This window comes from Actinomadura gamaensis, from assembly GCF_042652125.1.
Lineage (GTDB): Bacteria > Actinomycetota > Actinomycetes > Streptosporangiales > Streptosporangiaceae > Spirillospora > Spirillospora gamaensis.
Map to the genome: position 1 here is coordinate 37,021 of NZ_JBHSIT010000007.1, position 23,344 is coordinate 60,364.

The 23,344-nt window shown below is 74.0% G+C and carries 21 protein-coding genes; 18 read left to right on the top strand and 3 right to left on the bottom strand.

Annotated elements, in window-relative coordinates; translation table 11 throughout:
* The first annotated feature begins 89 nt into the window (after positions 1 to 89).
* Genes ACFPCY_RS23450 through ACFPCY_RS23485 form a run of 8 tightly spaced genes read left to right on the top strand, consistent with a single transcriptional unit; the run spans position 90 to position 9,593 of the window.
* Complete coding sequence (locus ACFPCY_RS23450) at positions 90 to 1,511, top strand: GumC domain-containing protein (protein WP_378258515.1); 1,422 nt, start codon at positions 90 to 92, stop codon at positions 1,509 to 1,511.
* Between the two features lie 4 nt (positions 1,512 to 1,515).
* On the top strand, positions 1,516 to 2,676 hold the full coding sequence (locus ACFPCY_RS23455) for a DegT/DnrJ/EryC1/StrS family aminotransferase (RefSeq protein WP_378258517.1): 1,161 nt from the start codon (positions 1,516 to 1,518) through the stop codon (positions 2,674 to 2,676).
* Between the two features lie 2 nt (positions 2,677 to 2,678).
* Positions 2,679 to 3,890, top strand: coding sequence for a polysaccharide biosynthesis protein (locus ACFPCY_RS23460; RefSeq protein WP_378258519.1), 1,212 nt, complete (start codon positions 2,679 to 2,681; stop codon positions 3,888 to 3,890).
* 11 nt (positions 3,891 to 3,901) lie between these two features.
* Positions 3,902 to 5,305, top strand: a complete 1,404-nt coding sequence (locus ACFPCY_RS23465) for a glycosyltransferase (protein WP_378258521.1) — start codon at positions 3,902 to 3,904, stop codon at positions 5,303 to 5,305.
* Between the two features lie 5 nt (positions 5,306 to 5,310).
* Positions 5,311 to 6,615 carry an O-antigen ligase family protein gene (locus tag ACFPCY_RS23470; RefSeq protein ID WP_378258523.1) on the top strand — a complete coding sequence of 435 codons (1,305 nt, stop codon included), beginning with the start codon at positions 5,311 to 5,313 and terminating at the stop codon, positions 6,613 to 6,615.
* Positions 6,612 to 7,937, top strand: a complete 1,326-nt coding sequence (locus tag ACFPCY_RS23475) for a lipopolysaccharide biosynthesis protein (RefSeq protein ID WP_378258525.1) — start codon at positions 6,612 to 6,614, stop codon at positions 7,935 to 7,937. The genes ACFPCY_RS23470 and ACFPCY_RS23475 overlap by 4 nt, the downstream gene beginning before the upstream one ends.
* Positions 7,934 to 8,692, top strand: a complete 759-nt coding sequence (locus ACFPCY_RS23480) for a sugar transferase (protein ID WP_378258526.1) — start codon at positions 7,934 to 7,936, stop codon at positions 8,690 to 8,692. Before ACFPCY_RS23475 ends, ACFPCY_RS23480 begins: the two co-directional genes overlap by 4 nt.
* Positions 8,682 to 9,593: a hypothetical protein gene (locus ACFPCY_RS23485; protein WP_378258528.1), complete on the top strand. Its 912-nt coding sequence runs from the start codon at positions 8,682 to 8,684 to the stop codon at positions 9,591 to 9,593. The genes ACFPCY_RS23480 and ACFPCY_RS23485 overlap by 11 nt, the downstream gene beginning before the upstream one ends.
* An 18-nt stretch (positions 9,594 to 9,611) precedes the next feature.
* Here the strand turns inward: ACFPCY_RS23485 and ACFPCY_RS23490 are convergent, their stop codons facing one another.
* Both ACFPCY_RS23490 and ACFPCY_RS23495 read right to left on the bottom strand, forming a co-directional pair.
* A complete protein-coding gene (locus ACFPCY_RS23490) occupies positions 9,612 to 9,782 on the bottom strand; it encodes a hypothetical protein (RefSeq protein ID WP_378258530.1) in 171 nt (56 codons plus the stop codon).
* A 256-nt stretch (positions 9,783 to 10,038) separates the two neighbouring features.
* Positions 10,039 to 11,262: a Rieske (2Fe-2S) protein gene (locus ACFPCY_RS23495; protein WP_378258532.1), complete on the bottom strand. Its 1,224-nt coding sequence runs from the start codon at positions 11,260 to 11,262 to the stop codon at positions 10,039 to 10,041.
* Between the two features lie 144 nt (positions 11,263 to 11,406).
* Here ACFPCY_RS23495 and ACFPCY_RS23500 point away from each other — a divergent pair, with 144 nt between their 5' ends.
* The 10 genes from ACFPCY_RS23500 (at position 11,407) to ACFPCY_RS23545 (ending at position 21,444) form a co-directional block, all read left to right on the top strand.
* Positions 11,407 to 11,697 carry a hypothetical protein gene (locus ACFPCY_RS23500; RefSeq protein WP_378258534.1) on the top strand — a complete coding sequence of 97 codons (291 nt, stop codon included), beginning with the start codon at positions 11,407 to 11,409 and terminating at the stop codon, positions 11,695 to 11,697.
* Positions 11,698 to 12,048: 351 nt separating this feature from the next.
* Positions 12,049 to 12,726, top strand: a complete 678-nt coding sequence (locus ACFPCY_RS23505) for a sensor histidine kinase (protein WP_378258536.1) — start codon at positions 12,049 to 12,051, stop codon at positions 12,724 to 12,726.
* 183 nt (positions 12,727 to 12,909) lie between these two features.
* Positions 12,910 to 13,587: a response regulator gene (locus ACFPCY_RS23510; protein WP_378258537.1), complete on the top strand. Its 678-nt coding sequence runs from the start codon at positions 12,910 to 12,912 to the stop codon at positions 13,585 to 13,587.
* Positions 13,588 to 14,018: 431 nt separating this feature from the next.
* Positions 14,019 to 15,164 (top strand): alpha/beta hydrolase, encoded by a 1,146-nt coding sequence (locus ACFPCY_RS23515; RefSeq protein ID WP_378258539.1) that lies wholly within the window; start codon positions 14,019 to 14,021, stop codon positions 15,162 to 15,164.
* Position 15,165: 1 nt separating this feature from the next.
* Positions 15,166 to 16,434 (top strand): alpha/beta hydrolase, encoded by a 1,269-nt coding sequence (locus ACFPCY_RS23520; protein WP_378258541.1) that lies wholly within the window; start codon positions 15,166 to 15,168, stop codon positions 16,432 to 16,434.
* Between the two features lie 104 nt (positions 16,435 to 16,538).
* Entirely contained in the window at positions 16,539 to 17,816 is a 1,278-nt protein-coding gene (locus tag ACFPCY_RS23525) for a sensor histidine kinase (RefSeq protein ID WP_378258543.1), read from the top strand.
* A complete protein-coding gene (locus ACFPCY_RS23530) occupies positions 17,813 to 18,478 on the top strand; it encodes a response regulator transcription factor (RefSeq protein WP_378258545.1) in 666 nt (221 codons plus the stop codon). The genes ACFPCY_RS23525 and ACFPCY_RS23530 overlap by 4 nt, the downstream gene beginning before the upstream one ends.
* A gap of 131 nt (positions 18,479 to 18,609) precedes the next feature.
* A complete protein-coding gene (locus ACFPCY_RS23535; RefSeq protein WP_378258547.1) occupies positions 18,610 to 19,452 on the top strand; it encodes a response regulator in 843 nt (280 codons plus the stop codon).
* Between the two features lie 251 nt (positions 19,453 to 19,703).
* On the top strand, positions 19,704 to 20,303 hold the full coding sequence (locus tag ACFPCY_RS23540) for a DUF6230 family protein (protein WP_378258549.1): 600 nt from the start codon (positions 19,704 to 19,706) through the stop codon (positions 20,301 to 20,303).
* Between the two features lie 7 nt (positions 20,304 to 20,310).
* Positions 20,311 to 21,444 (top strand): DUF6114 domain-containing protein, encoded by a 1,134-nt coding sequence (locus ACFPCY_RS23545; protein WP_378258551.1) that lies wholly within the window; start codon positions 20,311 to 20,313, stop codon positions 21,442 to 21,444.
* A 24-nt stretch (positions 21,445 to 21,468) separates the two neighbouring features.
* Here the strand turns inward: ACFPCY_RS23545 and ACFPCY_RS23550 are convergent, their stop codons facing one another.
* Entirely contained in the window at positions 21,469 to 23,334 is a 1,866-nt protein-coding gene (locus ACFPCY_RS23550) for a serine/threonine-protein kinase (protein ID WP_378258553.1), read from the bottom strand.
* Positions 23,335 to 23,344: the final 10 nt, after the last annotated feature.

Here is a 23,344-nt window from a genome sequence, read left to right on the forward strand (position 1 = left end):
GACGTAGCCGGGTCGTCTTTGTGGGCGATTCGATCTCTATGCGGCCTTTCTACGCTCGCGGTGTCAGTTCAGCCGAGGGGGCCGTTGCCGTGGAGATCGACGAGGTCGCCGCCCGGGTGATCCGCACCTACTGGGCGTTGCTGCTGGTCACGACCCTGGTGCCGCTGCTGGCGGTGTTCGCGCTGATGAGCGGGCGGGCGCAGCCCAGCGCCGCGCAGGCCCGGATCGTGGTGCCGGGCGGCGCCGCCGCCGGCGCGGCCGGGGACAACGGGGTGAGCGCGGCGGTCAGCACGGCCAAGGCGTTCGCCACCGGGCACGACCTGCTCGCGAAGGTGATCAGGGACGGGCATCTCGCGCGCACCCCCGACAAGGTCGCCAAGCAGATCACGGCGAAGGGGCTCGGCACGTCCACCGTGGTCGAGCTGACCGTCAAGGACCGGGACGCGGCGGTCGCGCTGAAGCTGGCGCGGGCGATCGCGGACGAGGCCGTCGCCGAGATCAACACCTCCAACCAGGGCGCGATCCAGGCCCAGCTCGGCCAGGTGAACCAGCAGATCGGCACGCTCACCCGGCAGCAGGCGGACGCCTCGCCCGGCAGCACCTCCTACGACCGGATCACCTCGCAGCTCACCGACCTGCGGACGAACCGGACCGAGCTCCAGACGCAGCTCGCCAACGCCGGGAACGCCTCGGTCGCGCAGCCCGCGATCCTCGCCCCGAAGAGCGACCCGACCGTGATGACGGCGGTCGTCGCGGGGCTCGGCGGGCTGGTGCTGGGCATCCTGCTGGCCGTCCTGGCGGAGCTGGTCCGGCCGACCGTGCCGGGGCAGCGCCGGGTGGCGCGCAGGCTGGGCGTCCCTCTGCTGGGGTGGCTGGACCGCTCCCCCGCCGAGACGGCGGCGCTCGGCCGGACGGTCCGGCTGGCGGCGCGGAAGGCCGGGGTCGCTCAGGTGACCGTCGTGCCGGCGGCGGGCGGGCACCTGCCCGCCGAGCTGGTGTCGCAGGTCGCCGAGGCGGTGTACGGCGACCAGACGCGCATCGTGCCCCGCCCGGCCCCCGAGCCCGAACCGGCCAGGAGCGCCTTGAACGGCAAGAGCCACTCCCGCGCCGACGAGGACGGCGGCGAAGGGAACGGCGACAGCGGCGAAGGTGACGGCGGCACCGAGAACGGCGAGGGCTCCGGTGGCGGAGGGAAGGCACAGGTCGCGCCGCCGCCGGACGAGCCGCCGTCCACGTCGGTCGTCCGGGCCGGCGGACGGGCCGTCCTGACCCGCGACTCGGGCGAGACCGCCTCGCCGACCGAGGTCACCCAGCCGGTGGAGCTGCGCTCGCTCACGCTGGTGCACGCGTTCGAGGACGTCGATCCCGCCGCCGACGAGCGGTTCGGGGTGGTCGCGGTGGCCGGGCCGGTGACGCCCGTCGCGGGCCTGGAGTCGGTGCGCGACCTGGTCGCCGCGTCCGGCTGGCCGCTGCTCGGGGTCGTCGCGACCAGCCGGAAGATCAGGGGGTAGCGGTATGGGCCGGGAGCGGGTGCCGTTCGCCGTCCCGTCCTTCGCGGACGGCGTGGCCGAGCGGGTGACCGAGACGCTGACCTCGGGCTGGGTGACCACCGGCCCGCAGGTCGCCGAGTTCGAGCGGGACCTCGCCGCCTTCCTCGGCGCCGAGACGGTGGTCGCCGTCGCGTCCTGCACGGCGGCGCTGGAGCTGAGCCTGCGGGCGCTCGGCCTGCCGCCGGGCGCGCCGGTGCTCACGCCGAGCCTGACGTTCTGCGGCGCGGTCAACGCGATCCTGCACGCGGGGCTGCGGCCGGTGCTGGTGGACGTGGACGAGGACACGCTCGTGCCGTCCGCCGAGACCGTCGCGAGGGCCGCCGCCCGGACGAGGCCCCGGGCGATGGTCACGCAGAACCAGGGCGGATATCCCGTGGACGTCGCGGCGCTGGCCCGCGCGGCCGGGCTCGACCGGACGCGCGTCGTCGAGGACGCGGCGCACGGACCGGGCGCGGCGCGCGGCGGCGTGCCGGTCGGCGCGGACTCGCACGCGGCGTGCTTCAGCTTCTACGCCACCAAGAACATGCCGATCGGCGAGGGCGGCGCGGTCGCGACGAACGACCCGGAGTTCGCCGACCGGATCCGCTCGACGCGGCTGCACGGCATGAGCAAGGACTCCTGGAAGCGCTACCTGCCCGGCGGAAGCTGGCGCTACGACGTGCGGAACGTCGGCCTCAAGGCGAACATGACCGACATCCAGGCGACGATCGGGCGGGCGCAGCTCGGCGCGCTGCCCGGCTGGCAGGACGAGCGCGCCGACCTCGTCCGGCGGTACGACGAGGCGCTCGGCGGGCTGCCCGGCCTCGTCCTGCCGCAGCGGGACCTCGACGGTCTCACGCACGCCTGGCACCTCTACCAGGTCCGCGTCCCGGACCGGGACGCGCTGATCGCGGAGCTGACCGAGGCGGGTGTCGGGACGTCGGTGCACTTCGTCCCGGTCAGCCACATGACCGCCTACCGGGCGCTGCTCGGCCCGGACGAGTGCGCGTCGGTGCCGGTGACCGACCGGGTCGCCGAGGAGCTGCTGTCGCTGCCGCTGTTCCCGGGCCTCGGCGCGGACCGGCAGGAGCGGGTCGTCACCACCCTGGCCGGCGCGCTGCGCCGCCGGACGGCGCTGGCGGGCTAGCCGTGCGATGGTTTCCCGGACGGTCCAGGACGAGGCCGAAGGCCGCGCCGGAACCGGCGGCGCGGCAGGCCGCCGGGGAGGCGGCGCCCCTCGCGACGCCGCTCGCGACGCTCCTCGGCCGGGACGAGGTCGCGGTGACCGGCCCGCGCGCGCGACGGCTCGTCCGGGACCGCCGGGTGCTGGTGACCGGCGCGTGCGGGACGGTCGGCTCGGCCCTGTGCCACGGGCTGAAGCGGCTCGACCCGGCGACGCTGACGCTGGTGGACATCGACGCGTCCGGGCTGGCGCGGCTGCGGCACGAGATGACCGCGCGGCTGCCGGCGGCCCGGGTGGTCGCCGCGCCCGCCGACGTCCGGCACGGCCCGGCGGTGGCGGCGCTGATGGCCGCCGCCCGCCCCGACCTGGTCTTCCACGCCGCCGGACGGCACGACCTGCCGCAGGTCGAGCGGGACCCGTGCCGGGGCGTCGCCGACAACGTGCTCGGGCTGCGGAACGTGGTGGACGGCGCGGTCCTGCACGGCGCGCGGCACCTGGTGTTCGTGTCGTCCGACAAGGCCGCCGACCCGACCTCGGTGTTCGGCGCGACGATGCGGCTCGGCGAGTTCCTGCTCCAGGCGGCGGCGGGCGGGCCGACGCTCTTCGCGGCCGTCCGGATCGGGAACGTGCTCGGCCCGCGCGGGCGGCTGCTCGGCCTGCTCGCCGACCGGATCGCCGCCGGGGAGACCGTGACGATCACCCATCCGGAGGTGGCGCGGCACTTCATGACCGCCGGGGAGGCCGCCGGCCTGCTCCTGGAGGCCGCCGCGCTCGCCGAGGAGGCCGAGACGTTCGTGCTGGACATGGGCCGTCCGGTGCCGGTGGTCGAGCTGGTGCACCGGTACGCCGAGCAGCTCCGGCTGCCCGAGGTGACGATCCGGTTCTGCGGTCTCGGGCCGGGCGAGAAGCTCGCCGAGAAGCCGTTCGCGGACTGCGAGGCGCGGCTGCGCACCGCGCACCCCAAGATCTGGGCGACCCGGCCCGTGCCGCCGCCCGCCGCCGGCCTGCCCGCCCTGCTGGACGAGCTCGGCGACGCGGCGGACGCGGACGACGCCGCGGCCGTGCGGCGGATCCTGCGCCGGCTGCTGCCCGAGTACCACCCGGCGCGGCGGCCCGAGCCGTCCGCCGCGGCCCGCTCGCGCGAGCCGGGATCGCCGGCCGACCCGCCCGGCCTGTGAAGGGGTGCGCCATGAACACGCCACAGGACACACCGCGCAACGCAGCCGAGCACACAGCGCAGAACGAGACGCGGGACACCACGCAGGAGGCGGCGCGGGACAGGTCGCGGGAGGCGGCGCAGCACAGAGCGCGGGACACAACGCGGAAGGCTGCGCAGCACAGAGCGCGGGAGACGGCGCGGGACGCGGGGCGGAAGCTGCGGGTCGCCACGGTGATCACGCGGTTCAACGGCGGCGCGGGGAACGTGGCGCTGAACGGCGCGCTCGCGCTGGACCCCGACCGGTACGAGCGGGCCGTCATCACCGGCGGCGTCGGCATGGACAGCGAGGCCGCCGTGTCGGACGTGGACGTCCTGCACGGCGAGGCGGCCGTGGAGAACGCCGCCGCCGGGGACCTGACGCCGCGCGCGTTCGCGGCGGGAATGGAGATCACGCAGGTCCGGCCGCTGGTCCCGCAGATCTCGCCGCGCGACGACCTCGCCGCGCTGCGCACGCTCACGACCGTCCTCGCCGAGGGACGGTACGACGTCGTCCACACGCACAGCGCGAAGGGCGGCGTGATCGGGCGGATCGCGGCGGCGCGCGCCGGGGTGCCGCGCATCGTGCACACCTGGCACGGGTTCCCGTTCAACGAGTTCCAGTCGCGGCTGCGCCGGGCGGTGTACATACGGCTGGAACGTGCCGCGGCGAAGCACACCGACGCGTTCCTCGCGATCGGGTCGGAGACGGTCACGACCGCGCTGCGCCTGGGTCTCGCGACGCCCGAGCGGGTGCGGCTGTCATGGCCCGCCGTGGACGTGTCGGCGTTCGAGGCCGCCGCGTCGTCCGGCGCGCGGGCGCGCGCGCGAAGGCGGCTGGACCTGCCGCTCGGCGTGAAGGTCGTCGGGTCGGTCGGGCGGCTCCAGTTCCAGAAGGGGCCGGAGATCTTCGTCCGGGCGCTCGCCGAGCTTCCGGACGACGTGTTCGGGCTCTGGATCGGCGGTGGCCCGATGGCGGGCGAGGTGGAGAAGCTGACGGCCGCGCTCGGCCTCACCCACCGGATGCGCTGGCTCGGCCACCGCGACGACGTGCCGGAGCTGCTGCCCGCGTTCGACGTGATGGCGATGGCGTCCCGCTGGGAGGGCCTGCCGTGCGTCCTGGTCGAGGCGATCGCGGCCGGGATCCCGCTGGTCGCGACGGCCGTGCCGTCCAACCAGGATCTCGTGCTGGCGGGCGAGTCGGGGATGCTCGTCCGGCCGCAGGATCCGCACGGTCTCGCGGTCGCCGCCGCCGCGCTGCTGGACGATCCGGTCGCCGCCGCGCGGATGGCCGAGCGGGCGCGCGGGCGCGTCGGCGACTGGTTCTCCCCCGCCTACCTCGGCACCGTCCTGGACGAGACGTACCGGGGCACCTCGAAGCGTCCCTACCAGCGGTGACGACGATGCTCACGACCGCGCCCGACGTCGCCGCACCGGAGGTGGGGTCGTCTCCGCGAGGGCGGCGGCGCGTCCGCGTGACGGCGGTCGTCCTCGTGCTGTCGATCGCGTCGCTGCCGATGCTGATGCCGTTCGGCATGGGCCCCGGTCCGGGCAACACCGCGATCCCGGACGTGCTGCTCGTGCTCCTGACCGGCACGACGCTGCTCTGGGCGACGTCCCAGCGCAGGCCCGTGCACTGGCCGTTCCTCGTGCCGACGCTGCTCGCCGTCCTCGCCGGGACGATCGCGTCGGTCGTGAACGACGGCGCGGGCGCGCTGCCGCTCATCAAGGACGTCTTCGTCCTGCTGTGGGCGGTATGCATCGCGACGCTCTGCCAGGAACCCGGCATGACGCGGATCGCGCTGCGCGCCTACGTCTACCTGGGCACGCTGTACGCCGTCCTGGAGATCGCCGGGATGGCGGCGGGCATCGAGGCGCTGTCCGGCAAGCAGGTGGACGGCGCCCGCGCCATGTTCACCTTCGGCGACGCCAACTACGCGTCCAACTGGTTCATCTGCGTCTTCTTCATCGCGCGCGCCGCTCAGGTGCCGCGCCGGAAGGGCGCGCGCTGGACGGTCTGCGCGGTCCTGCTGACCGCCGAGTTCCTGACCGGCTCGAACGGCGGGGCGCTCGCGCTGGTCGTCGCGCTCGTCGTCGGGTACCTGTGGCGGCTCGTCCGGGACGGCAAGGCGCACTACGCGGTCGCGGCCGGCGCGCTCGCGGTCCTGCTCAGCGGCGGGACGGTCGCCGTCCTGTCGCAGGTCAACGTGGGCACGCTCGTCGAGCAGGTCGGGGATACCGCGCCGATCCTGCGCGACTCGATCGGCCGGACGACCGGCGAGAGCACCGAGTCTCGCGGGACCGTCCTCAACACGACCCTCACGATGCTGCGCGAGCAGCGCCATCCGTTCGGGATCGGGCCGAACGAGGTCAGGCGGCACAGCTACGACGAGCAGTACTCCTACGTGCGGGAGGCGCACAACGACTACATCGCGGCCGTGCTGGAGCGCGGGTTCCTCGGCGGCGTCGCGGTGGTCACGCTCGTGTTCGTCCTGCTGCTGCGGTGCGTCCGGATCGCGCGGCGCGGCGCGCTGGACCGCGAGTACGCCGACCTCGTCCCGCATCCCGAGCTGTTCGGGGCGCTGGTCGTGGTGTTCCTGGTGTCGGCGCTGTTCTACCAGACCCTGCACTACCGGCACGGCTGGGCGTTCTTCGGCCTGATCGCGGCCGTGGACCTCTACGGCCGCCGTCAGGAGGTCCGCTCATGACCGCCGTCCACGAACGCGGAAGCGGCAGCCGGAATGAGAACGGAAGCAGCAGCGGGAGCGGGCTGCGCGGACGGCTGGTCGCGCTGGTCGCGGGCAACATGGCCGGACGGCTCGGCGCGCTGGCCTCGCTCGGCATCGCCACGATCCTCGTCGCGCGGATCGGCGGGCCGGAGCTCGTGGGCGCGCTGACGCTCGTCCGGATCCTGCCGGGCATGGTCTGCCAGCTCTCCAACGCCGGTCTGATGGGCGCCGCGCCCTACTACCTGGCCGGTGACCAGTACGACCAGCGGCGCGTGCGGCCGACCGTGGCGTGGCTGACGGCCGGCGGCGCGGTGGTCGGCGGCGTCGCGTGGCTCGTCCTGTCCCCCGGCATCTACGTCCTGTTCTTCCGGTCGTTCGGTTTCTGGATCGCGCTCGCCGCGGCCGTCCCGTCCTTCACGCAGGGGTTCGTGTCGGTCGGGAAGGGACTGCTCCAGGGCACCGGCGACCTGCGCGGCGCGAGCCTGGCGATCACCGTCGAGGAGTTCGTGTTCCTGCCGTTCTACGTCGGGATGCTCGGCCTCTGGTACGGGCCGGGCGCGCTGATCACCGCGCTCGTCCTCGCCGACGTCGCCGCCGCCGCGTGGATCGCGCGCCGCCTCGCCCGGCGCGGCTTCTTCGCCGGCTGGGGACGCCCGTCGGCCGCCCTCGGCCGCGAGATCGCCGGGTTCGGCCTGCGCGGCCAGCTCGGGCAGCTCGTGGACCTGCTGAACCTCCGCCTGGACGTCGCCTTCCTCGGCGCGATGGCCGGGCCGTCGGTGCTCGGCGTCTACACGGTCGCCTCGAAGTTCGCCGAGCTCGTCCAGCTGCCCGGCCTCGCGATGAACTACGTGCTGTACCCCGACTTCGCGAAGGAGGCGCGGGACGTCGCGGCCGAGCGGACGCGGCGGCTGATCGCGCCCGCGCTCGCGGTGTCGGCGCTCGCCGCGCTGCCGCTCGCGCTGCTCACCGGGACCGTCCTGCCGCGGGTGTTCGGGTCGGCGTTCGACGGCGCGCGCGACCCGACCTACCTGCTGCTCTGCGGGCTCGTCACGTTCGGCGTGTCCGGGCTGCTCCAGGCGTACCTGTACGGCGTCGGACGGCCCGGACTCACCTCCGTCGCGCAGGCCGCCGGGCTCGCCGTCACGGTCGGCCTCGACCTGCTGCTCATCCCCCGGTACGGGGCGGCGGGCGCGGCCGTCGCGTCCGCGGTCTCCTACACCACGACCACCCTCGTCCTGCTGTTCTGGTTCGCCCGCGTCCGCGGCCGGACCGCTCTCGAAGCGGAGGCGGCTCCGTCATGACCGACCTTCCGGTGCACCCCGTCGACCCGTCCGACGGCGTCCCGCCCTCCGGCGCGCGGCGGGCGCTGGACGTGTGCGGCGCGCTGCTCGGCCTGCTGTTCCTGGCCGTCCCGCTCGCGCTGGTCTGGTGCGCGGTGCGGCTGTCGAGCCCCGGCCCCGGCCTGTTCCGGCAGACGCGCGTCGGGCAGGGCGGGCGCCCGTTCACGATGCTGAAGTTCCGGACGATGCGGACCGGCGCCGGCGGCCTCACCGTCACCGCGAACGCCGACCCCCGGCTGACCCGCCTCGGCCGGATGCTGCGCGAGTGGTCCCTGGACGAGCTGCCGCAGCTGTGGAACGTGCTGCGCGGCGACATGACGCTGGTCGGGCCGCGTCCGGAGACCTACGACCTGGCCGTCCGCTACGGCCCGGACACGCGCTGGATCTTCGACCACCGGCCCGGGCTGACCGGGGTCTCGGAGGTCCGGTTCCGGGACTTCGACGTGCTCGGGCCGGGCGAGACGGTGGACGTGGTGAACTACATCGAGCGGATCGTCCCGGCGCGGGTCGCGGTCGACGCGGTGTACCTGCGCGACCCGTCCGTGCGGGCGACGCTGCGCGCGCTGTGGGACACCGTCCGGCACATCCTCGGCTTCACCGTCCCGCCGCTCGCGGTCGCCCCGGACGGCACCGTCCGCGAGGCGGGTGCCGCCGGGGGCAGTGCCGGGGACGGTGCCGGGGACGGCGCCGGCGACCATGCACCGGATGCGGCGTGAGGCGACGGTGAGGTTCAAGATCCTGACAGTGGTCGCGGCGATCGCGGTGGTCGCCGGGATCGTGTTCGCCGTGCGGGCGCGCACGTCCGACGAGTACCGGCCGTACGCGGGGCCCACCGCCACGCCCGGCACGCCCGCGGCGCGGCAGGTCGCGACCCGCCGCATCGCGCTGAACACCGCGCCCGCCGACTACCCCCGGCTGAGGGATCTCGGCTTCGACCTGGTGGACGTCCAGCCGGACGACGCCGCGCTCGCGAGGATCCCGGCGGGGATGCGCGCGATGCTCTGGGTCGGCAACTTCACCTGCGACGCCTTCTCGATGTCCTTCGACGCCTTCGCGGCGGCCGTGCGGAAGTACGGACGCGATCCGCGCGTGTACGGCTGGTACCTCTCGGACGAGCCGAACCCCGGCGAGTGCCCGAAGGTGCTCGGCGAGATCCGCCGCCGCGCCGACCTGGTCAAGGCGGAGGCGCCGGGCCAGATCGCGTTCGTGTCGCTCACCGACTGGCCCATGCGGGACGCGACGCCCGCCAAGCTGAACGTGGACGTCGTCGGACTCGACCCGTACCCGTGCAAAGGCGGCACCAGCCCGCGCGCGGACTGCGACCTCGGCGCGATCGACCGGATGGTGCGGCTGGCGGACGAGTCCGGAATTCCGCGCGATTCGGTCGCGCCCGTCCTGCAGACGTTCGGGCAGGGCTGCTCGGACGGCGACAAGCAGTACTGGATGCCGACGAGCGGGCAGTTCAAGGCCATCCTCGCGCGGTGGGACCGGCTCGTCCCGAACCCGCCGCTGGAGATCGCCTACTCCTGGGGCCACCAGGACAAGTACGCCTGCCCGACGCTCTCGGACGCCGCCGACCTCCAGTCGATCCTGAAGGCGCGCCACCGCTCCGGCTGAGCGGGACCTTCCGGCCGCTCAGGCGAACGGCACGTTGAACGAGCCGAGCTTGAGCGCGAGCAGCTCCATACCGCTGACGAGCAGCGCGAACACGACGACCACCACGGCCTGGCGGCGGCGGTCCCGGCGCACCTTGCGCACGACCGGCCGGACCTTCGCCACCGCGTGCCGGATCTTCCCCTGGCCCATCCGCAATTCCCCTCAACCCCCGTGAAGCAGGGGAAACGTTACAGGATTCGCGGATCACTCATTGCCACGTTCCACCAGATCGCGCCGGTCAGCCGGCCGGTTGGCCGCCCGGCCAGCCGAGCGATCAGCCGACGGTCAGGCGGCCGGGGCAGGCGGCCGATCAGTCGCGCGATCAGCCGACGGTCAGGCGGCCGGGGCAGGCGGCCGATCAGTCGCGCGATCAGCCGACGGTCAGGCGGCCGGGGCAGGCGGCCGGTCAGTCGAGCGGACGGCTGCCCAGGCTCGCCGCGCGCGCGTTCACGCACTGCCCGGTCGCGAGGTCGAAGGCGAAGTTGTGCGCGAGGCAGTGGATCCGCCCGTCCCGGACGACCGCGCCGATGGACAGGTCCTCGCCCGCGTGCGGGCAGTAGCGCGGGATGTCGAAGGACCGGCCGCCGGAGCGGACGACGATGCGCTCCGACTCGTCCCGTCCGGTCTCGTACTCCTCGACCGCGCGCAGGGCCTGCGCGTTCGCGTGCTTCAGCAGGCCGACGAGGTGGTCGTTGTAGACGTCGGGGTCGCGGTAGAGGCTGAGCCGGAACGAGATGAGCAGGTCCTCCCAGGCGAGCCGTCCGGTCAGGACGGTGTCCAGCCAGCGTCCGGCGACCGTGATCCGGTACTGCGGCCGGACGTCCGGCCGGGCCTCGCCGACGGTGACGCCGCCGGGCCGCAGGTCCACGTCCCACGTCCCGCCGTGCGGCCCGGTGACCTCGAACCGGACGAGCATCGCGATCCGTTCGAGGAAGTAGTCGCTCAGCGTGCCGAGCCGGCCGAAGTGGTCGCGGAACCGCGCGAACAGGTCGGGGCCGGGCTCCGGATAGGACGCCAGGACGCCCGCGATCAGCTCCGCGCGGTCGGCGGCGTACCGTTTTAGGTACGCCGGCCGGTCGGCGTCGGCGTAGGAGAACCGCGCCGAGACCGGATCGCGAGTGATCTCGCCGGTGCCGAGGTCGATCGCGTCGCCGGGCTGGAAGTACTCGAACGCCTGGCCCGGCAGGTGCTCGCGCAGCCAGCGCACCGACGCCTCGGGGTCGCAGAACGCGCCGGTCTCCTGGTCGAGGACGCGGTTGAGGTGCGCGACCTCCTCGTCCAGGAAGCACGGCGGCCCGGCGAACGGGACGGCCAGCTCCGGCGCCGTCTGCCGGACGAGCCGGTGCGCCGCCCGCAGCTTGGCGACCCGCTTGGCCGCCGCGACCCGCGCCATCTCCTCCGGCGGGTACTCGTAGCAGATCGGGTGCCAGGACGCGCCGGACGTCTGCACCGCCATGAGGTCGAGCCGTCCGCCCGCCAGGTGCTTGGCGCGGCGGGCCTGCGCGGCGGTCAGCCGGGCGTCGTTGCCGTGCAGCACCGCGCGGCCGTCCGCCACGACCAGAAATGCGGCGTCATGGCACATCGGCGACAGTTCGGGAATCGCGGTGATCCACGAGCCGCGATTGTCCAAAGGGAATTTCTCCCACGGTGACACTTCAATGACCTGACGGGAACCCGCGGCCCTTCGCATCCGTTCCCGGAAGGCCGGACCCGGATATCCGGGAATGAGGATTCGAGTCCGCTCCGGAAGCCGTTCGACCACCCACGGGTCGAAGTGGTCGAGATGTTCGTGCGACACCGCGACCCAGTCGGCGGAGAGCAACTCCCGAAGGTCGAGGTGATCGTTTCTCGGATACTGGTGCCAGGCCCCGAGGAAGGCGCCCGTGGGAGCGAGCCACGGGTCGGCGAGCAGGCGGAACGCCCTCGCGTGCACCGCGATTCCGGCATGTCCGAGAAAGGTGACCTTGGGCATACCGCGACTGTGCCCGCCGCGCTACTGGCGCGCACCCACCGGAATGCGCAAGGGCGCTACGCCGAAGGGACGAAGGAAATGACCTTCGAGTGACCGCCGACCCGCCCTGGGACGTTCCGACAATGGGCTGGGTTGACGGCGATAATACGGATGTCCACTTCCGGTCAGCCGCCGGTCAGTCGCGGTCAATTGACTGGACAGGGCGGGCGGGCGGGGTGACCGTCGGTATACGGGCCGGACGGGGGAAGCGGCCCGGCAGTATCCGGGAGAGGTGCCGGTATTACGGACGGGGGTCCTCCGATGAAACACGGGCAGCCGCGGTCCTCACCACCCAAGGACCCGCCGCCCCGCACGCCGGGACCGGACCGTTCCACCGCCGCCTCCCCCTGCGCGCGCGCAGTCCCGCGGGACTCGGTGCCGCGGGACGCAGTGCCTCGGGACTCGGTGCCGCGGGACTCGGTGCTCTGGCGGCGCCGCCTGCGGCACGACATCCGGCACGAGCTCGGCACCGTGATCATGCTGGCGTCCGCCGTCGCGGTCGCCGACGACATCGGCCCCGCCAGCCGGGAGCGGGTCGAGCAGATCCTCGGCGAGACGCGCTGGCTCGACCACCTGCTCCGCCAGCTCGACGAGGAGGCCGCCGGGGACGACGGCGACGACCCGTCCGCCCCCGCGCCCGCGCAGCGGCTCCGGGTGGACGGCCTGGCCGCCGAGGTCGTCACCGGCATCCGGCTCGCCACGCCGCACGAGGTCTGCTTCGCCGGGGAGCCCGCCTGGGCGCACATGGACGCGGTCGCGCTCTGGCGCGCGCTGCGCAACGTCCTCGACAACGCCTGCCGCGTCGCGGCGCGCCGGGTGAACGTCCGGGTCGGCGTCGAGCGCGGCTGGGTCGTCCTCCAGGTGGACGACGACGGCCCCGGCTTCGGCCAGGCCCCCGGCGGCCTCGCCTCGCTCGGCCTCGGCATCGTGCACGACCTGGTGTCCGGCTACGGCGGCAGCCTGGAGATCCGCACCTGCGAGATGGGCGGCGCGCGCGTCCGGCTGCTCCTCCCGTCCGCACCCCCGCCCGGCGGCGCGGACGGCCCCGGCGGCGACTGGGACGGGTGGCGGCCGGTCGGATGAGGCGGCCGGTGAGATGACGTGGCCGGTGGGACGAGGCGGCCGGGTGGACGAGGCGACCGGTCGGACGAGGCGGCCGGTCGGACGAGGCGACCGGGTGGGATGGCGCGCCCGGCCGGATCACAGGGCCGGTGGGATGACCACGAGCCCCGCGGTCGTGGGCGCCGCGGCGGAGAGGGGGACGGCATGAGCGGCACCGCCGTCACGGTCGTCGTGTGCGACGACCACCGGGTGTTCACCGAGTCGCTGGCGCTGGTGCTCGCCGACGCGGGATACGCGGTCGTCGGGCAGGTCGACTCCCCCGCCGAACTGCTCGCGGTGCTGCGCGCCCGGCGCGCCGACCTGTGCCTGATCGACCTCAACTTCCCCGGCACGACCGCGCTGGAGTGGATGCCCCGGCTGCGCGCCGCCGCGCCGTCCACCCGGTTCGTGGTGCTCACCGGCTACCTGGAACCGCCGGTGCTGGCGGCGGGCCTGACCGCCGGGGTGAGCGGGTTCGCGCACAAAGGCCAGCAGGCGTGCGACATCCTCGCGGTGCTGCGCCGGGTGGGGCGCGGCGAGATCGTCGCCGAGGCGGGCGCGCCGCGCCGTCCGGACGCGCGGCCCGACGCGCCCGGGCGGACGCAGGCGCAGCGCGTCGCGCGCTTCCTCACGCCGCGCGAGCGCGAGGTGCTGACCCGGCTCGCCCGCGGCGAGTCCACCCAGGCGCTCGCCAAGGCGATGGGCGTGACCCGCAGCACGGCGCGCAGCCACGTCCAGTCCGTGCTGAGCAAGCTCGGCGTGCACTCGCAGCGCGAGGCGGTGATCGAGGCCGCGCGGCACGGACTCGTGAGCGTCGAGACGGGAGAATGGCTCGCGGGCTGACCCCGCCGACGCGCCGGTCGAGCCCGCCGACACGCCGCTCGAGCCCGCCGACGCTCCGCTCGGCCCCGCCGACGCGCGGTCCAACCCCGGCGACGCGCCGGTCGAGGCCGGCGACGCGCCGTTCGCGCCGATGCGCGGTCCGCGGCGCCGACGCTCCGTTCACGGCCCGTTGCGCGCGGTTCACGCGTCGCGGGCCGGGCCGCGAAGGTGACCCGGAGCACTCGGGCGGATCACGTGATCTTGGACACAGGGTAAACGTGCGGCTAACCCTCAGCTCGGTAGGGTGACCGCACGGAATCGCCCGGGGCACCCAGGTGCGCCCATTACGATCCAGATTCTGAATCTTCGCTGGAACTCTGCCGCATGTTCGCCGAGTTCTCCAAGGGCGCCCGTACGCCGACGCGAAGTGAACCACCTAGGGGGACCTGCACATGCTGGGATTGACGAGCTGGGGGCTCATCGTCCTGCTCTTGGTGATCCTGGCGGCGGTGCTGGCCCTGGTCGCGCTGCGCGGCTGGACGAGGCTGGGCGGTACCGGGCCGCTCGCCTGGGCCGGCCGGATCGGCGTGCTCGCCGGCGTCCAGCTGGTCATCGTCGCGCTCGTGCTGACGGCCGTCAACAAGTACTACCTGTTCTACGGCAGCTGGTCGGACCTGCTCGGCGCCGCGGGCGGCGACTCCCGGGTGGTCGAGAAGCCGCCGGCCAACCCGCACGCCGCCGCGACCTCGCAGGTCACGGTGGTCCCGGCGGCGCAGCTCGGCCCCGGCCACGGCCGCACCCCGGCCAAGGACGGGCTGATCCAGCACCTCGACATCCAGGGCGTCCGGACGGGCCTGAAGTCCGAGGCGTACGTGTACCTGCCGCCGCAGTACTTCCAGAAGAAGGACGCCGCCAAGCGGTTCCCGGTGGTGCTGTTCATCGCCGGCTACCCGGCCGCCGACCGGCTCACCTGGATCGACAAGGGGCACGTGCCGGAGGAGGCGTTCCTCCAGATGTCGTCCGGCAAGGCGCAGCCGATGATCTACGTGATGATGCGCCCGACCGTGGAGAACGGCTGGGACACCGAGTGCGCGGACGTGCCGGGCGGCCCGCAGGTCGAGACGTTCTTCTCCCAGGACGTCCCCGAGGCGATCACCGAGACCTACAAGAACCGCGTCGCCCGCGACCGGCGCGGCTGGGGCCTCGCCGGGTACTCGACGGGCGGCTACTGCGCGACGAAGCTGGCGATGCTGCACCCGGACCGGTTCTCCGCCGCGTCCAGCATGGCCGGGCACTTCCACGCGCTGCTCGACACCACTACCCGCGACCTCTACGGCGGCAGCAAGGCCGTCCGCAACAGCAACAACCTGACCTGGCGGCTGAAGAACCTGCCGCAGCCGCCGGTCTCGATCCTGGTGGCGTCGGCGCTGTCGGGCGAGAAGACGTTCCCGTCCGCGCAGAAGTTCATGGAGGCGGTGCGTCCGCCGCTGGTCGTGGACAAGTGGATGCTGCCGTCGGGCGGCCACAACTTCAAGGCGTTCCGCAAGTACATCCCTCCCACGATCTCGTGGCTGAGCGACCATCTTCAGGGGGAGTGACGTGGAACCGTCGAACCTCTCGTTCATCGGGCTCGTCTGCCTCCTCGCCGCGGTCCTCGTCGTCGCGACGCTGTGGCTGTGGTCGCGGCTGGCCGGACCCGGCCTGAAGCGCCTCGCCGCCCGCTCGGCCCTGCTGGTCGGCACCCAGCTCGCGCTCACCCTCGCGATCACCCTGCTGGTGAACCGCTGGTTCGTGTTCTACAACACCTGGGACGACCTGTTCGGCCCGGTGCGGTCCAACGCGAAGGTCCAGACCGTCCAGCCGAGCCGGGGCAAGGAGTCCACGCTCGGCAAGCTGGTCAAGCGCACCCCGACGGCGCTCGGGCCGCACCGTCCGGGCCGGGCCGCCGACCCGAAGGTGGACGGCCGCGTCGACCGGCTCCAGATCACCGGCGCGACGACCGGGCTGACCACCGAGGCGTACGCCTACCTGCCGCCGCAGGTGTTCCAGCCGCAGAACCGCGGCAAGCGGCTGCCCGTCGTGCTGGCGATCTCCGGCGGGACGGGGCCGTCCGACGACAAGCTCGCCTGGATCAAGCAGGCGCACCTGCCCGAAGAGGCCGCCAAGGCCGTCGCGGCGAACCGGTCGCAACCGGTCGTCTACGTGCTGATGCGGTCGGTGAAGGGCCTCACCCAGGCGGCCGAGCGGCCCGCGGGCGGCGGCACGACCGGCGGCGGCGTCAAGCCCCCGTCGTCGGCGGGCAGCCACCCCGCGTCCTGCCTGAACGTGCCGGGCAAGGGCACCGGGCAGGCGCTGGCCTTCTACTCCCAGGACGTCCCGCTCGCGCTCAGCGAGGTCTACCACCTGCCCACCGACCACAAGGGCTGGGGCGTGATCGGCTTCGGCAGCAGCGGCCAGTGCGCGGCGCGGCTCGCGATGACCGGCTCCGCCCGGTTCGGCACGGCCGTGACGCTGAACGGGATCTTCGACCTGTCCGCCGAGGTCCCGGCGGGCCTCGCCGCCGACGACGGCCAGTCCGGCGGCAAGCCGGCCGACCCGTTCGGCGGCAGCCCGGCCTTCAAGCAGGAGCAGGACCTCTTCTGGCGGCTCGACCACATGCCGCCGCCCCCGGTCTCCATGCTCGTCGCCGCCGGGACGGGCGGGCGCCCCGCCCAGCAGGCCGACCGGTTCGTCTCGCTCGCCAAGCCGCCGCTGCACGCGGAGAAGTCGATCGTCCCCGTCGCCGGCGACACCCTGGCCGCCTGGCGCGGCCAGATGCCGCAGATCGTCGCCTGGCTGAGCTCCCGGCTGCAGGGCGAACTCCAGTGATCCGCAGAAGGTAGGCGGACCGGTACGCCTACCGCGCCGGGAGTAGGCGTGATCCCTTCCGGCGGGCGACGCGGGACGGCGCGCTGCCGTCCTACTGTGCGAGGGTGAGCGTCTCCGCACCGTCCGCCGCGCCCCGGCGGCTGCGTCCCCGGCTGCGTCCGGCGGCCTGGCCCGTCTGGGTCGTGCCCGCGTTCCTGGCCTTCTTCCAGACCGTCGGGACGGAGGGGGCGGCGCACAACCGGTGGCGGCACGACGGGCATCCGATGCCGCCCGGCACGCCGCTGGACGCGTTCGCGTTCGCGCTCGTCCTCGGCGGCCCGGCCGTCCTGCTGCTGCGCCGCCGGCATCCGGTGGCCACGCTGGCCGCCACGGGCCTCATCACGGGCCTGTACTTCCTGCGGGCGTATCCCTACGGCCCGGTGCCCGTCGCGGCGTTCGTGGCGATCCTGGCCGCCCTGTACGCGGGGCACCGGAGGGCGGCCTGGGCCGGGACGCTCGGCGGCCTCACCGTCTTCTTCGCGGTCGCGCAGGCCATCGGCGTGGACGCCGACCAGCGCGGCGCGCCGGGCCACCTCTTCCCGATCCAGCGGCCGGGGTTCTCCGGGGCGATGTTCGCGCTCGCGTGGGCGCTGGTCGGGCTCGTCACCGGGGAGCTGCTGCGGATGCGGGCGCAGCGCTCCGCCGCCGCCGAGCGGTCCCGCGCCGAGCTGGAGCGGCGGCAGGCCAGCGAGGAGCGGCTGCGGATGGCGCGCGAGCTGCACGACGTGCTGGCCCACAACGTGTCCATGATCAACGTGCGCGCCGGGGTGGCGCTGCACCTGCTGGACGACGACCCGGAGGAGGCGCGCGCGGCGCTCGCCGCGATCAAGGAGGCCAGCAAGGAGGTGCTGACCGAGATGCGGTCGGTGATCGGGGCGCTGCGCCAGCAGGACGAGTCCGCGCCGCGCTCTCCCACCGCCGGGCTCGCCCGGCTGGACGGGCTGGCCGCCCGCGCCCGCGCCGCCGGGCTGCGCGTGGAGGCGGAGACCACCGGGGCCGTCCGGCCGCTGCCCGCCGCGCTCGACCTGGCCGCCTACCGGATCGTCCAGGAGTCGCTGACGAACGCGGCGCGGCACGGCGGGGCCGGGCCGGTGACCGTCCGCGTGCGCGTCTCCTACGGTGAGCGCGAACTGACCGTCCGGGTGGAGGACGATGGACGCGGCGCGGCGCCGCCGTCCGATCCGCCGGATCCGGACGCGCCGCCGTCCGGCGGCAGCGGCCTGCGCGGGATGCGTGAGCGGGCGGCGGCGCTCGGCGGCTCGTTCCGCGCCGGTCCCCGGCCCGGCGGCGGGTTCCGGGTCGAGGCGGTGCTGCCGGTCGGCGGCGAGGAGGAGCGGGCATGATCAGGGTGTTGCTGGCCGACGACCAGGCGCTGGTCCGGGCGGGGTTCCGGGCGCTGCTGGCCGCCCAGCCCGACATCGAGGTGGTCGGCGAGGCGGGCGACGGCGAGGAGGCGGTCGCGGACGCGCGCCGGCTGCGCCCCGACGTGATCCTCATGGACATCCGGATGCCCGGCCTGGACGGTCTGGAGGCGACCCGCCGGATCGCCTCCGACGAGCGGCTGGCGGACGTCCGGATCGTCATCCTCACCACGTTCGAGCTGGACGAGTACGTCTTCGAGGCGGTTCGCGGCGGGGCCAGCGGGTTCCTCGTCAAGGACACCGAGCCGGTCGAGCTGATCCACGCGGTGCGGGTGGTGGCGGGCGGCGACGCGCTGCTGTCCCCGAGCGTGACCCGGCGGCTGATCGCCGAGTTCGCGACCCGGACCCGTCCGGCGAACGTCTCGCCCCGGCTGAACGACCTGACCGACCGCGAGCGGGAGGTGCTCGGCCTCGTCGGCGAGGGACTGTCCAACGAGGAGATCGCGGCCCGCCTGGTGGTCAGCCCGGCGACCGCGAAGACGCACGTCAGCCGGGCGATGGTGAAGCTCGGAGCGCGCGACCGGGCGCAGCTGGTGGTGCACGCCTACGAGTCCGGGCTCGTCCGGCCGGGCTGGCTCACCTGACCCGCCGATCGGAGGGAGATTCTCACTCTGTGACATTCCTCTGTCGCAGGCGGTGCCACCGTGCGAAGGTGAGGACCAGGGGGGAGGCAACGCTGGTCGAGGGGTGAGTCGGAGGGTTGGCGGTGGCCGACGTGACCAAGGTTCTCGCGGTCGACGACAGGGCGGACAATCTGGTGGCGTTGCGGGCGGTGCTGGACGCGCTGCCCGTCGAGGTGGTGTGCGCCGACTCCGGGCGGGCGGCGCTGCGCGCGCTGCTCGACGACGAGTTCGGGCTGATCCTGCTGGACCTCGTGATGCCCGGGATGGACGGCCTGGAGACGGCCCGGCACATCCGCGGCAGGCCGCGCACGCGGCACGTCCCGATCGTCTTCCTGACCGCGAACGGGGACGGCGAGCTCGCGCCGCAGGCGTACGCGGTCGGCGCGGCCGACATGCTGACCAAGCCGTTCGACCCGTGGCTGCTGCGGGCCAAGGCGTCCACCCTCATCGAGCTGGACCAGCACCGGCGCGAGCTGGACCGCCACCGGCGCGCGCTGCGCCGCCAGGCCGTCCGCCTGCGCGACGCGGCGGACACCCCACCCGCGGCGAAGACGGCGGCACACGGCGCCGCGCATGACGCGACCCATGCCGCAACGCCCAGCGCGACACTCGGCGCAACGCACGACACGACACCCGGCGCGGCACGCGGCGCGACACTCGGCGCAACGCACGACACGACACCCGGCGCGACACTCGGCGCGACGCCCGGCAAGACGCAAGGCGCGGTTCTCGGCGAGACGGGCGGCGGAGGGATCGGCGGGGCGCCGTCTGAGGCTCGGCTTCTGGACGTGGACGCGCGGCTTCGCGAGGTCGAGGGCCTCGCCGAGTCGCTGCATCCGTCCGTTCCGGCGGTCCGGCCGCTGTGCACGCAGGTGCGGGCGCTGCGGGAGGCGCTCGATCCGCTGCTGGGAGAGTCCGCCGGCCGCCGATCCTGAACGGGCGATGCGCCGCGGTCGCGCAGGGCTTCCGAAGCGTTCATGATCACGTTGGGTAATGGGTTTCGGTCACCCCTATTACACGATCATCCGAATAACTTCCCAGCTCAGGCGCGTGTCGAATTTTACCTTTAATGTCGGTTTTGGGTTTGAGCAAGTAAGTACTTGAGGGTAACTTGCACGATGAGTCACCGAGGTGACCCCCGTCACCGGATGACCGTCCCCACCCCTCGTCCCCCTAGGGAGAGCTGATGACCGACTCCTCCGAGGCCGCGCTCGGCCGGGTCCGCTGGAAGCGCTTCGCCGCCCTCGCCGGGCCCGCCGTCGTGGGCGCGGGAGCGCTGGTGTTCATGACCGCGCAGGGTTCGATCGCGTCCTCGTTCGCGGTCTCCGGCAGCAGCTTCAAGGTGCACGCCGACTCCCTCGACGGCACCGGCTTCGTCCAGTACGGCGGGGCGGACGCCGAGAAGGGCGGCGCCAAGCACCTGGTCCAGATCTCCGGCATCAAGAACGCGACGATCACCAAGATGTGCCAGTCGGTGAAGATCATGCCGGGCGTGGTGCTGCGGCTGACCGCGGGCGACAACGGCACGCCGGTCGAGGCGGAGAACCTCACTCTGGACGTCGCGCAGCTCGACGCCGACGCCGTGTTCAAGAACATCGAGATCGGGCGCGACGCGTCCACGATGGACAAGAACGAGCAGGCGCTCGGCCGGGCGGGCAGCGGCATGTTCGGGCAGCAGGCCGACGAGATCCACCTCAAGGACGTCAAGCAGGTCGCCTGGGCCACCACCGCCGGCACCTTCAAGCTCAACCACCTGTCGATGAAGCTCGGCAAGGAATGTTTCTGAGGCGCGCATGACCTCCTCCACTCCGCACGGGTTCCGCCGCTGGCGGCGCACGCGTCCCTTCTGGGGCGGGCTGCTCGCCGTCCTCGGCGGCCTGGAGATCATCGCCATCCCGCTCGCGCCGATGCCGGTCGTCATCCACCAGGGCCTCGCCGGGATCGCGAGCTGGCTGTTCGGCGCGCTGCTCGTGGTCGCGGGCCTGCTGCTCTGGTTCCAGCCCGCGCAGCGGACCTTCTTCGGCGTGCTGGCCGTCCTGCTGTCGCTGGGGTCGTTCCTGACGTCCAACTTCGGCGGGTTCCTGCTCGGCATGCTGCTGGGCCTGCTCGGCGGCGCGCTCGGCTTCGCGTGGACGCCCGGCGCCACCAAGCGCCGCCGCGCCATCCCGCCGGACGCGGCCGGTGCGGCCGGCTCGGGCGGCACGGCCGGTTCGGCTGACGCGGTCGGTTCGCCGGACGCCGCCGTCCTCGTCGACGCCAAGAACGACCCCTTCGAGGGACGCGGTGTCCACGCCGCCCCGCGCGGCGGGAAGATCCTCGGCCTGGCGCTGCCCCTCGCCGCGGCACCGGCGCTGCTGGGCGGGCATCTGCTCGCGGCGCCGTCCCCCTCCCCCACGCCGCCGGCCCCGAGCGCCTCGCCGAGCCCGTCCGCCCCGAGTGCCTCGCCTAGCCCGTCGGCTCCGTCGGCGAACCCGTCCGCTCAGCCGACGGCCAAGCCGCAGCCGCAGGCCAAGTCCGCCGGGACGGTCCCCGGCGCGTACTCCGACGTCGCGACGCTCCGGGCCAGCTCGCTCGCGATGTCCGGGCTCAGCTACGACGGCGTGGCCGACCTCCAGACCCCGGACGGCACGGTCAAGGCCCTGAAGTTCAGCATGGACAAGGCCGTCCTGAAGGACGTCGACCAGCAGGTGCGGCGCGGCTCGGCCGCCGCCGGCCTGACCACGCCGCGGCTCACCCTGACCGGCGACGTGGTCATGTACACGACGAAGATGTCGTCCAAGCTGCTCGGCATCCCGCTGACCTTCACTCCGGAGAGCCCGCCGCCGCTGGTCCTGCCGAGCATGACCATGACGGACGTGGTGTCCGAGCAGCCCGCCGTGTCGGCGCGCGACGCCGAGGCCGCCGCGCTTTCGATCCGGAGCGCCTGAGCCCGTCCGCCCCCCACGGGCGGCTCAGGCGACGTGGAACGTCGAGTAGATCGTCTCGCGGATCTTCTGGCTGGCCGTCCAGTTGGTCTCCGGCGTCCGGAAGTACAGCGCGTACGGATGCCCCTTCAGCTGGACGAACCGGTCCGTCACATGGATCTGGCCGCCGTTCGGGGTGAAGGTGAACTCCCAGTCGGCGGCAGGGGCGCCCTGGTAGGTCGTCTGCGTCACACTGATCTTCGTGTAGCCGGGCAGGTTCCGCATCCTCGGGGCCGCCGACTCCGACCTGTTGGCCTGAATCCAGGGCGTCGCGTCCTGCCCCGGCCAGGACGTCGTGTCCACGAGCAGGAAGCTGCGGCCGTCCGGGGACTGGATCTGCGGCGTCCCGTTGACCGAGATGCCCCACTTCCACTCGCTCGGCAGCGAGACCGTGTAGCCGTCCTTCTGGAACGACCGGTAGCCGGGCAGCGCGTCGGCGTGCCGGAGCTGCTGCCGCATCAGGTACGCCGCCGCCAGCACGGCCGCGACGACCAGCAGCACGATGATCGCCACCAGCACCGTGTGGCGGCGGTGCCCGCCCGGCGTCCCGCCGCCCGCGCTCCGCTGGGTCTGGGCCCGGCTCGGGTGCGGCGGCGCCGGGACGCGCCCGTACGGCTCCTGGTCGATCGTCTCGCCGGTCAGCGCGCTCTCCCGGTCCGGCGACGTGGACGGCACGTCCGCCGACGTCCGGGCACGGGACGCGGGCGGCACCGGCGTGTTGCGTCCCACCGTGGAGGGGTCCCGCCGAACCGACGGCAGGTCGCGCCGCGCCGAAGGCGGCTCGCGGCGCATCGAAGGCGACTCGTGACGCACCGAGGGCGGCTCGCGGCGCCCTGAAGGAGGCTCGCCGCGTCCCGAAGGGGGCTCGCGGCGCACCGAGGGGGATTCGCGGCGCACCGACTGCGGGTCCTGGCCCGGCGCCGGCCTCCGCAGCAGGTCGGCGGGGTCGCTGACGGTCTCGGACGGGCCGTCCAGCGCGGTGCGGGGCTCGTCGCTCATCGTCACGCCGGCGGCCGACTCGGACGCGGGGGCGGGCGCGGGCATCGAGGCGACCCGCGCGAGCAGCGGTTCGGCCTGCTCGGCGTTCATCCGGTGCATCGGCTGCCGGGCGAGCAGGCCGTCCAGGACGGTCCGCAGCGGCCCGGCGTTGCGCGGCGGCGGCACCGGCTCCAGCAGCGCCGCCTGAAGCGACGCCATCGCGTCCGACCGCTCGTAGGGCGATCGTCCCTCCAGCGCCGCGTACATGGTCGCGCCGAGCGACCACAGGTCCGACGCGGGGACGGCCCGCGCCCCCTGCGCCCGCTCCGGCGGGATGTACGCGGGCGACCCCATGACCAGCCCGGTCTGGGTCAGCGTCGCGTCGCCCTCCATCTGCGCGATGCCGAAGTCGGTCAGCACCACGCGGCCCGACTCGCACAGCAGGACGTTCGACGGCTTGACGTCCCGGTGCAGGATGCCCTTGGAGTGCGCGTGCCGCAGCGCGCCGAGCATCTGCATCCCGATGTCGGCGACCCGGCGGTGCGGCAGCGGGCCCTCGCGGTCGAGCACGTCCTGCAGCGACGGCGCGAGGACGAGCTCCATGACGATCCAGGGCCGCCCGTCCTCCTCGACCACGTCGTGCACCACGACGACGGCCGGGTGGTTGAGCCGCGCCGAGGCCCGCGCCTCGCGCAGCGTCCGCTCGTACAGGACCTCCCGCTCGCGGTCGGTCAGCCCGGGCGGCAGCACGACCTCCTTGACCGCCACCTCCCGGTGCAGCGTGAGGTCCCGGGCCCGCCACACCGTGCCCATGCCGCCCCGTCCCACCACGGCGTCCAGCCGGTAGCGCGAGGCGAGCAGACGACCCTCTCCCATGACCAAATGG

What these genes read in the sequence shown, in the direction of transcription:
- ACFPCY_RS23545 (WP_378258551.1), top strand. Translation starts at nt 20,311, where the DNA reads ATGACCTCCTCCACTCCGCACGGGTTCCGCCGCTGGCGGCGCACGCGT.
- ACFPCY_RS23470 (WP_378258523.1), top strand. Translation starts at nt 5,311, where the DNA reads ATGCTCACGACCGCGCCCGACGTCGCCGCACCGGAGGTGGGGTCGTCT.
- ACFPCY_RS23540 (WP_378258549.1), top strand. Translation starts at nt 19,704, where the DNA reads ATGACCGACTCCTCCGAGGCCGCGCTCGGCCGGGTCCGCTGGAAGCGC.
- ACFPCY_RS23530 (WP_378258545.1), top strand. Translation starts at nt 17,813, where the DNA reads ATGATCAGGGTGTTGCTGGCCGACGACCAGGCGCTGGTCCGGGCGGGG.
- ACFPCY_RS23465 (WP_378258521.1), top strand. Translation starts at nt 3,902, where the DNA reads ATGAACACGCCACAGGACACACCGCGCAACGCAGCCGAGCACACAGCG.
- ACFPCY_RS23550 (WP_378258553.1), bottom strand. Translation starts at nt 23,334, where the DNA reads ATGGGAGAGGGTCGTCTGCTCGCCTCGCGCTACCGGCTGGACGCCGTG.
- ACFPCY_RS23485 (WP_378258528.1), top strand. Translation starts at nt 8,682, where the DNA reads ATGCGGCGTGAGGCGACGGTGAGGTTCAAGATCCTGACAGTGGTCGCG.
- ACFPCY_RS23475 (WP_378258525.1), top strand. Translation starts at nt 6,612, where the DNA reads ATGACCGCCGTCCACGAACGCGGAAGCGGCAGCCGGAATGAGAACGGA.
- ACFPCY_RS23510 (WP_378258537.1), top strand. Translation starts at nt 12,910, where the DNA reads ATGAGCGGCACCGCCGTCACGGTCGTCGTGTGCGACGACCACCGGGTG.
- ACFPCY_RS23455 (WP_378258517.1), top strand. Translation starts at nt 1,516, where the DNA reads ATGGGCCGGGAGCGGGTGCCGTTCGCCGTCCCGTCCTTCGCGGACGGC.
- ACFPCY_RS23515 (WP_378258539.1), top strand. Translation starts at nt 14,019, where the DNA reads ATGCTGGGATTGACGAGCTGGGGGCTCATCGTCCTGCTCTTGGTGATC.
- ACFPCY_RS23490 (WP_378258530.1), bottom strand. Translation starts at nt 9,782, where the DNA reads ATGGGCCAGGGGAAGATCCGGCACGCGGTGGCGAAGGTCCGGCCGGTC.
- ACFPCY_RS23480 (WP_378258526.1), top strand. Translation starts at nt 7,934, where the DNA reads ATGACCGACCTTCCGGTGCACCCCGTCGACCCGTCCGACGGCGTCCCG.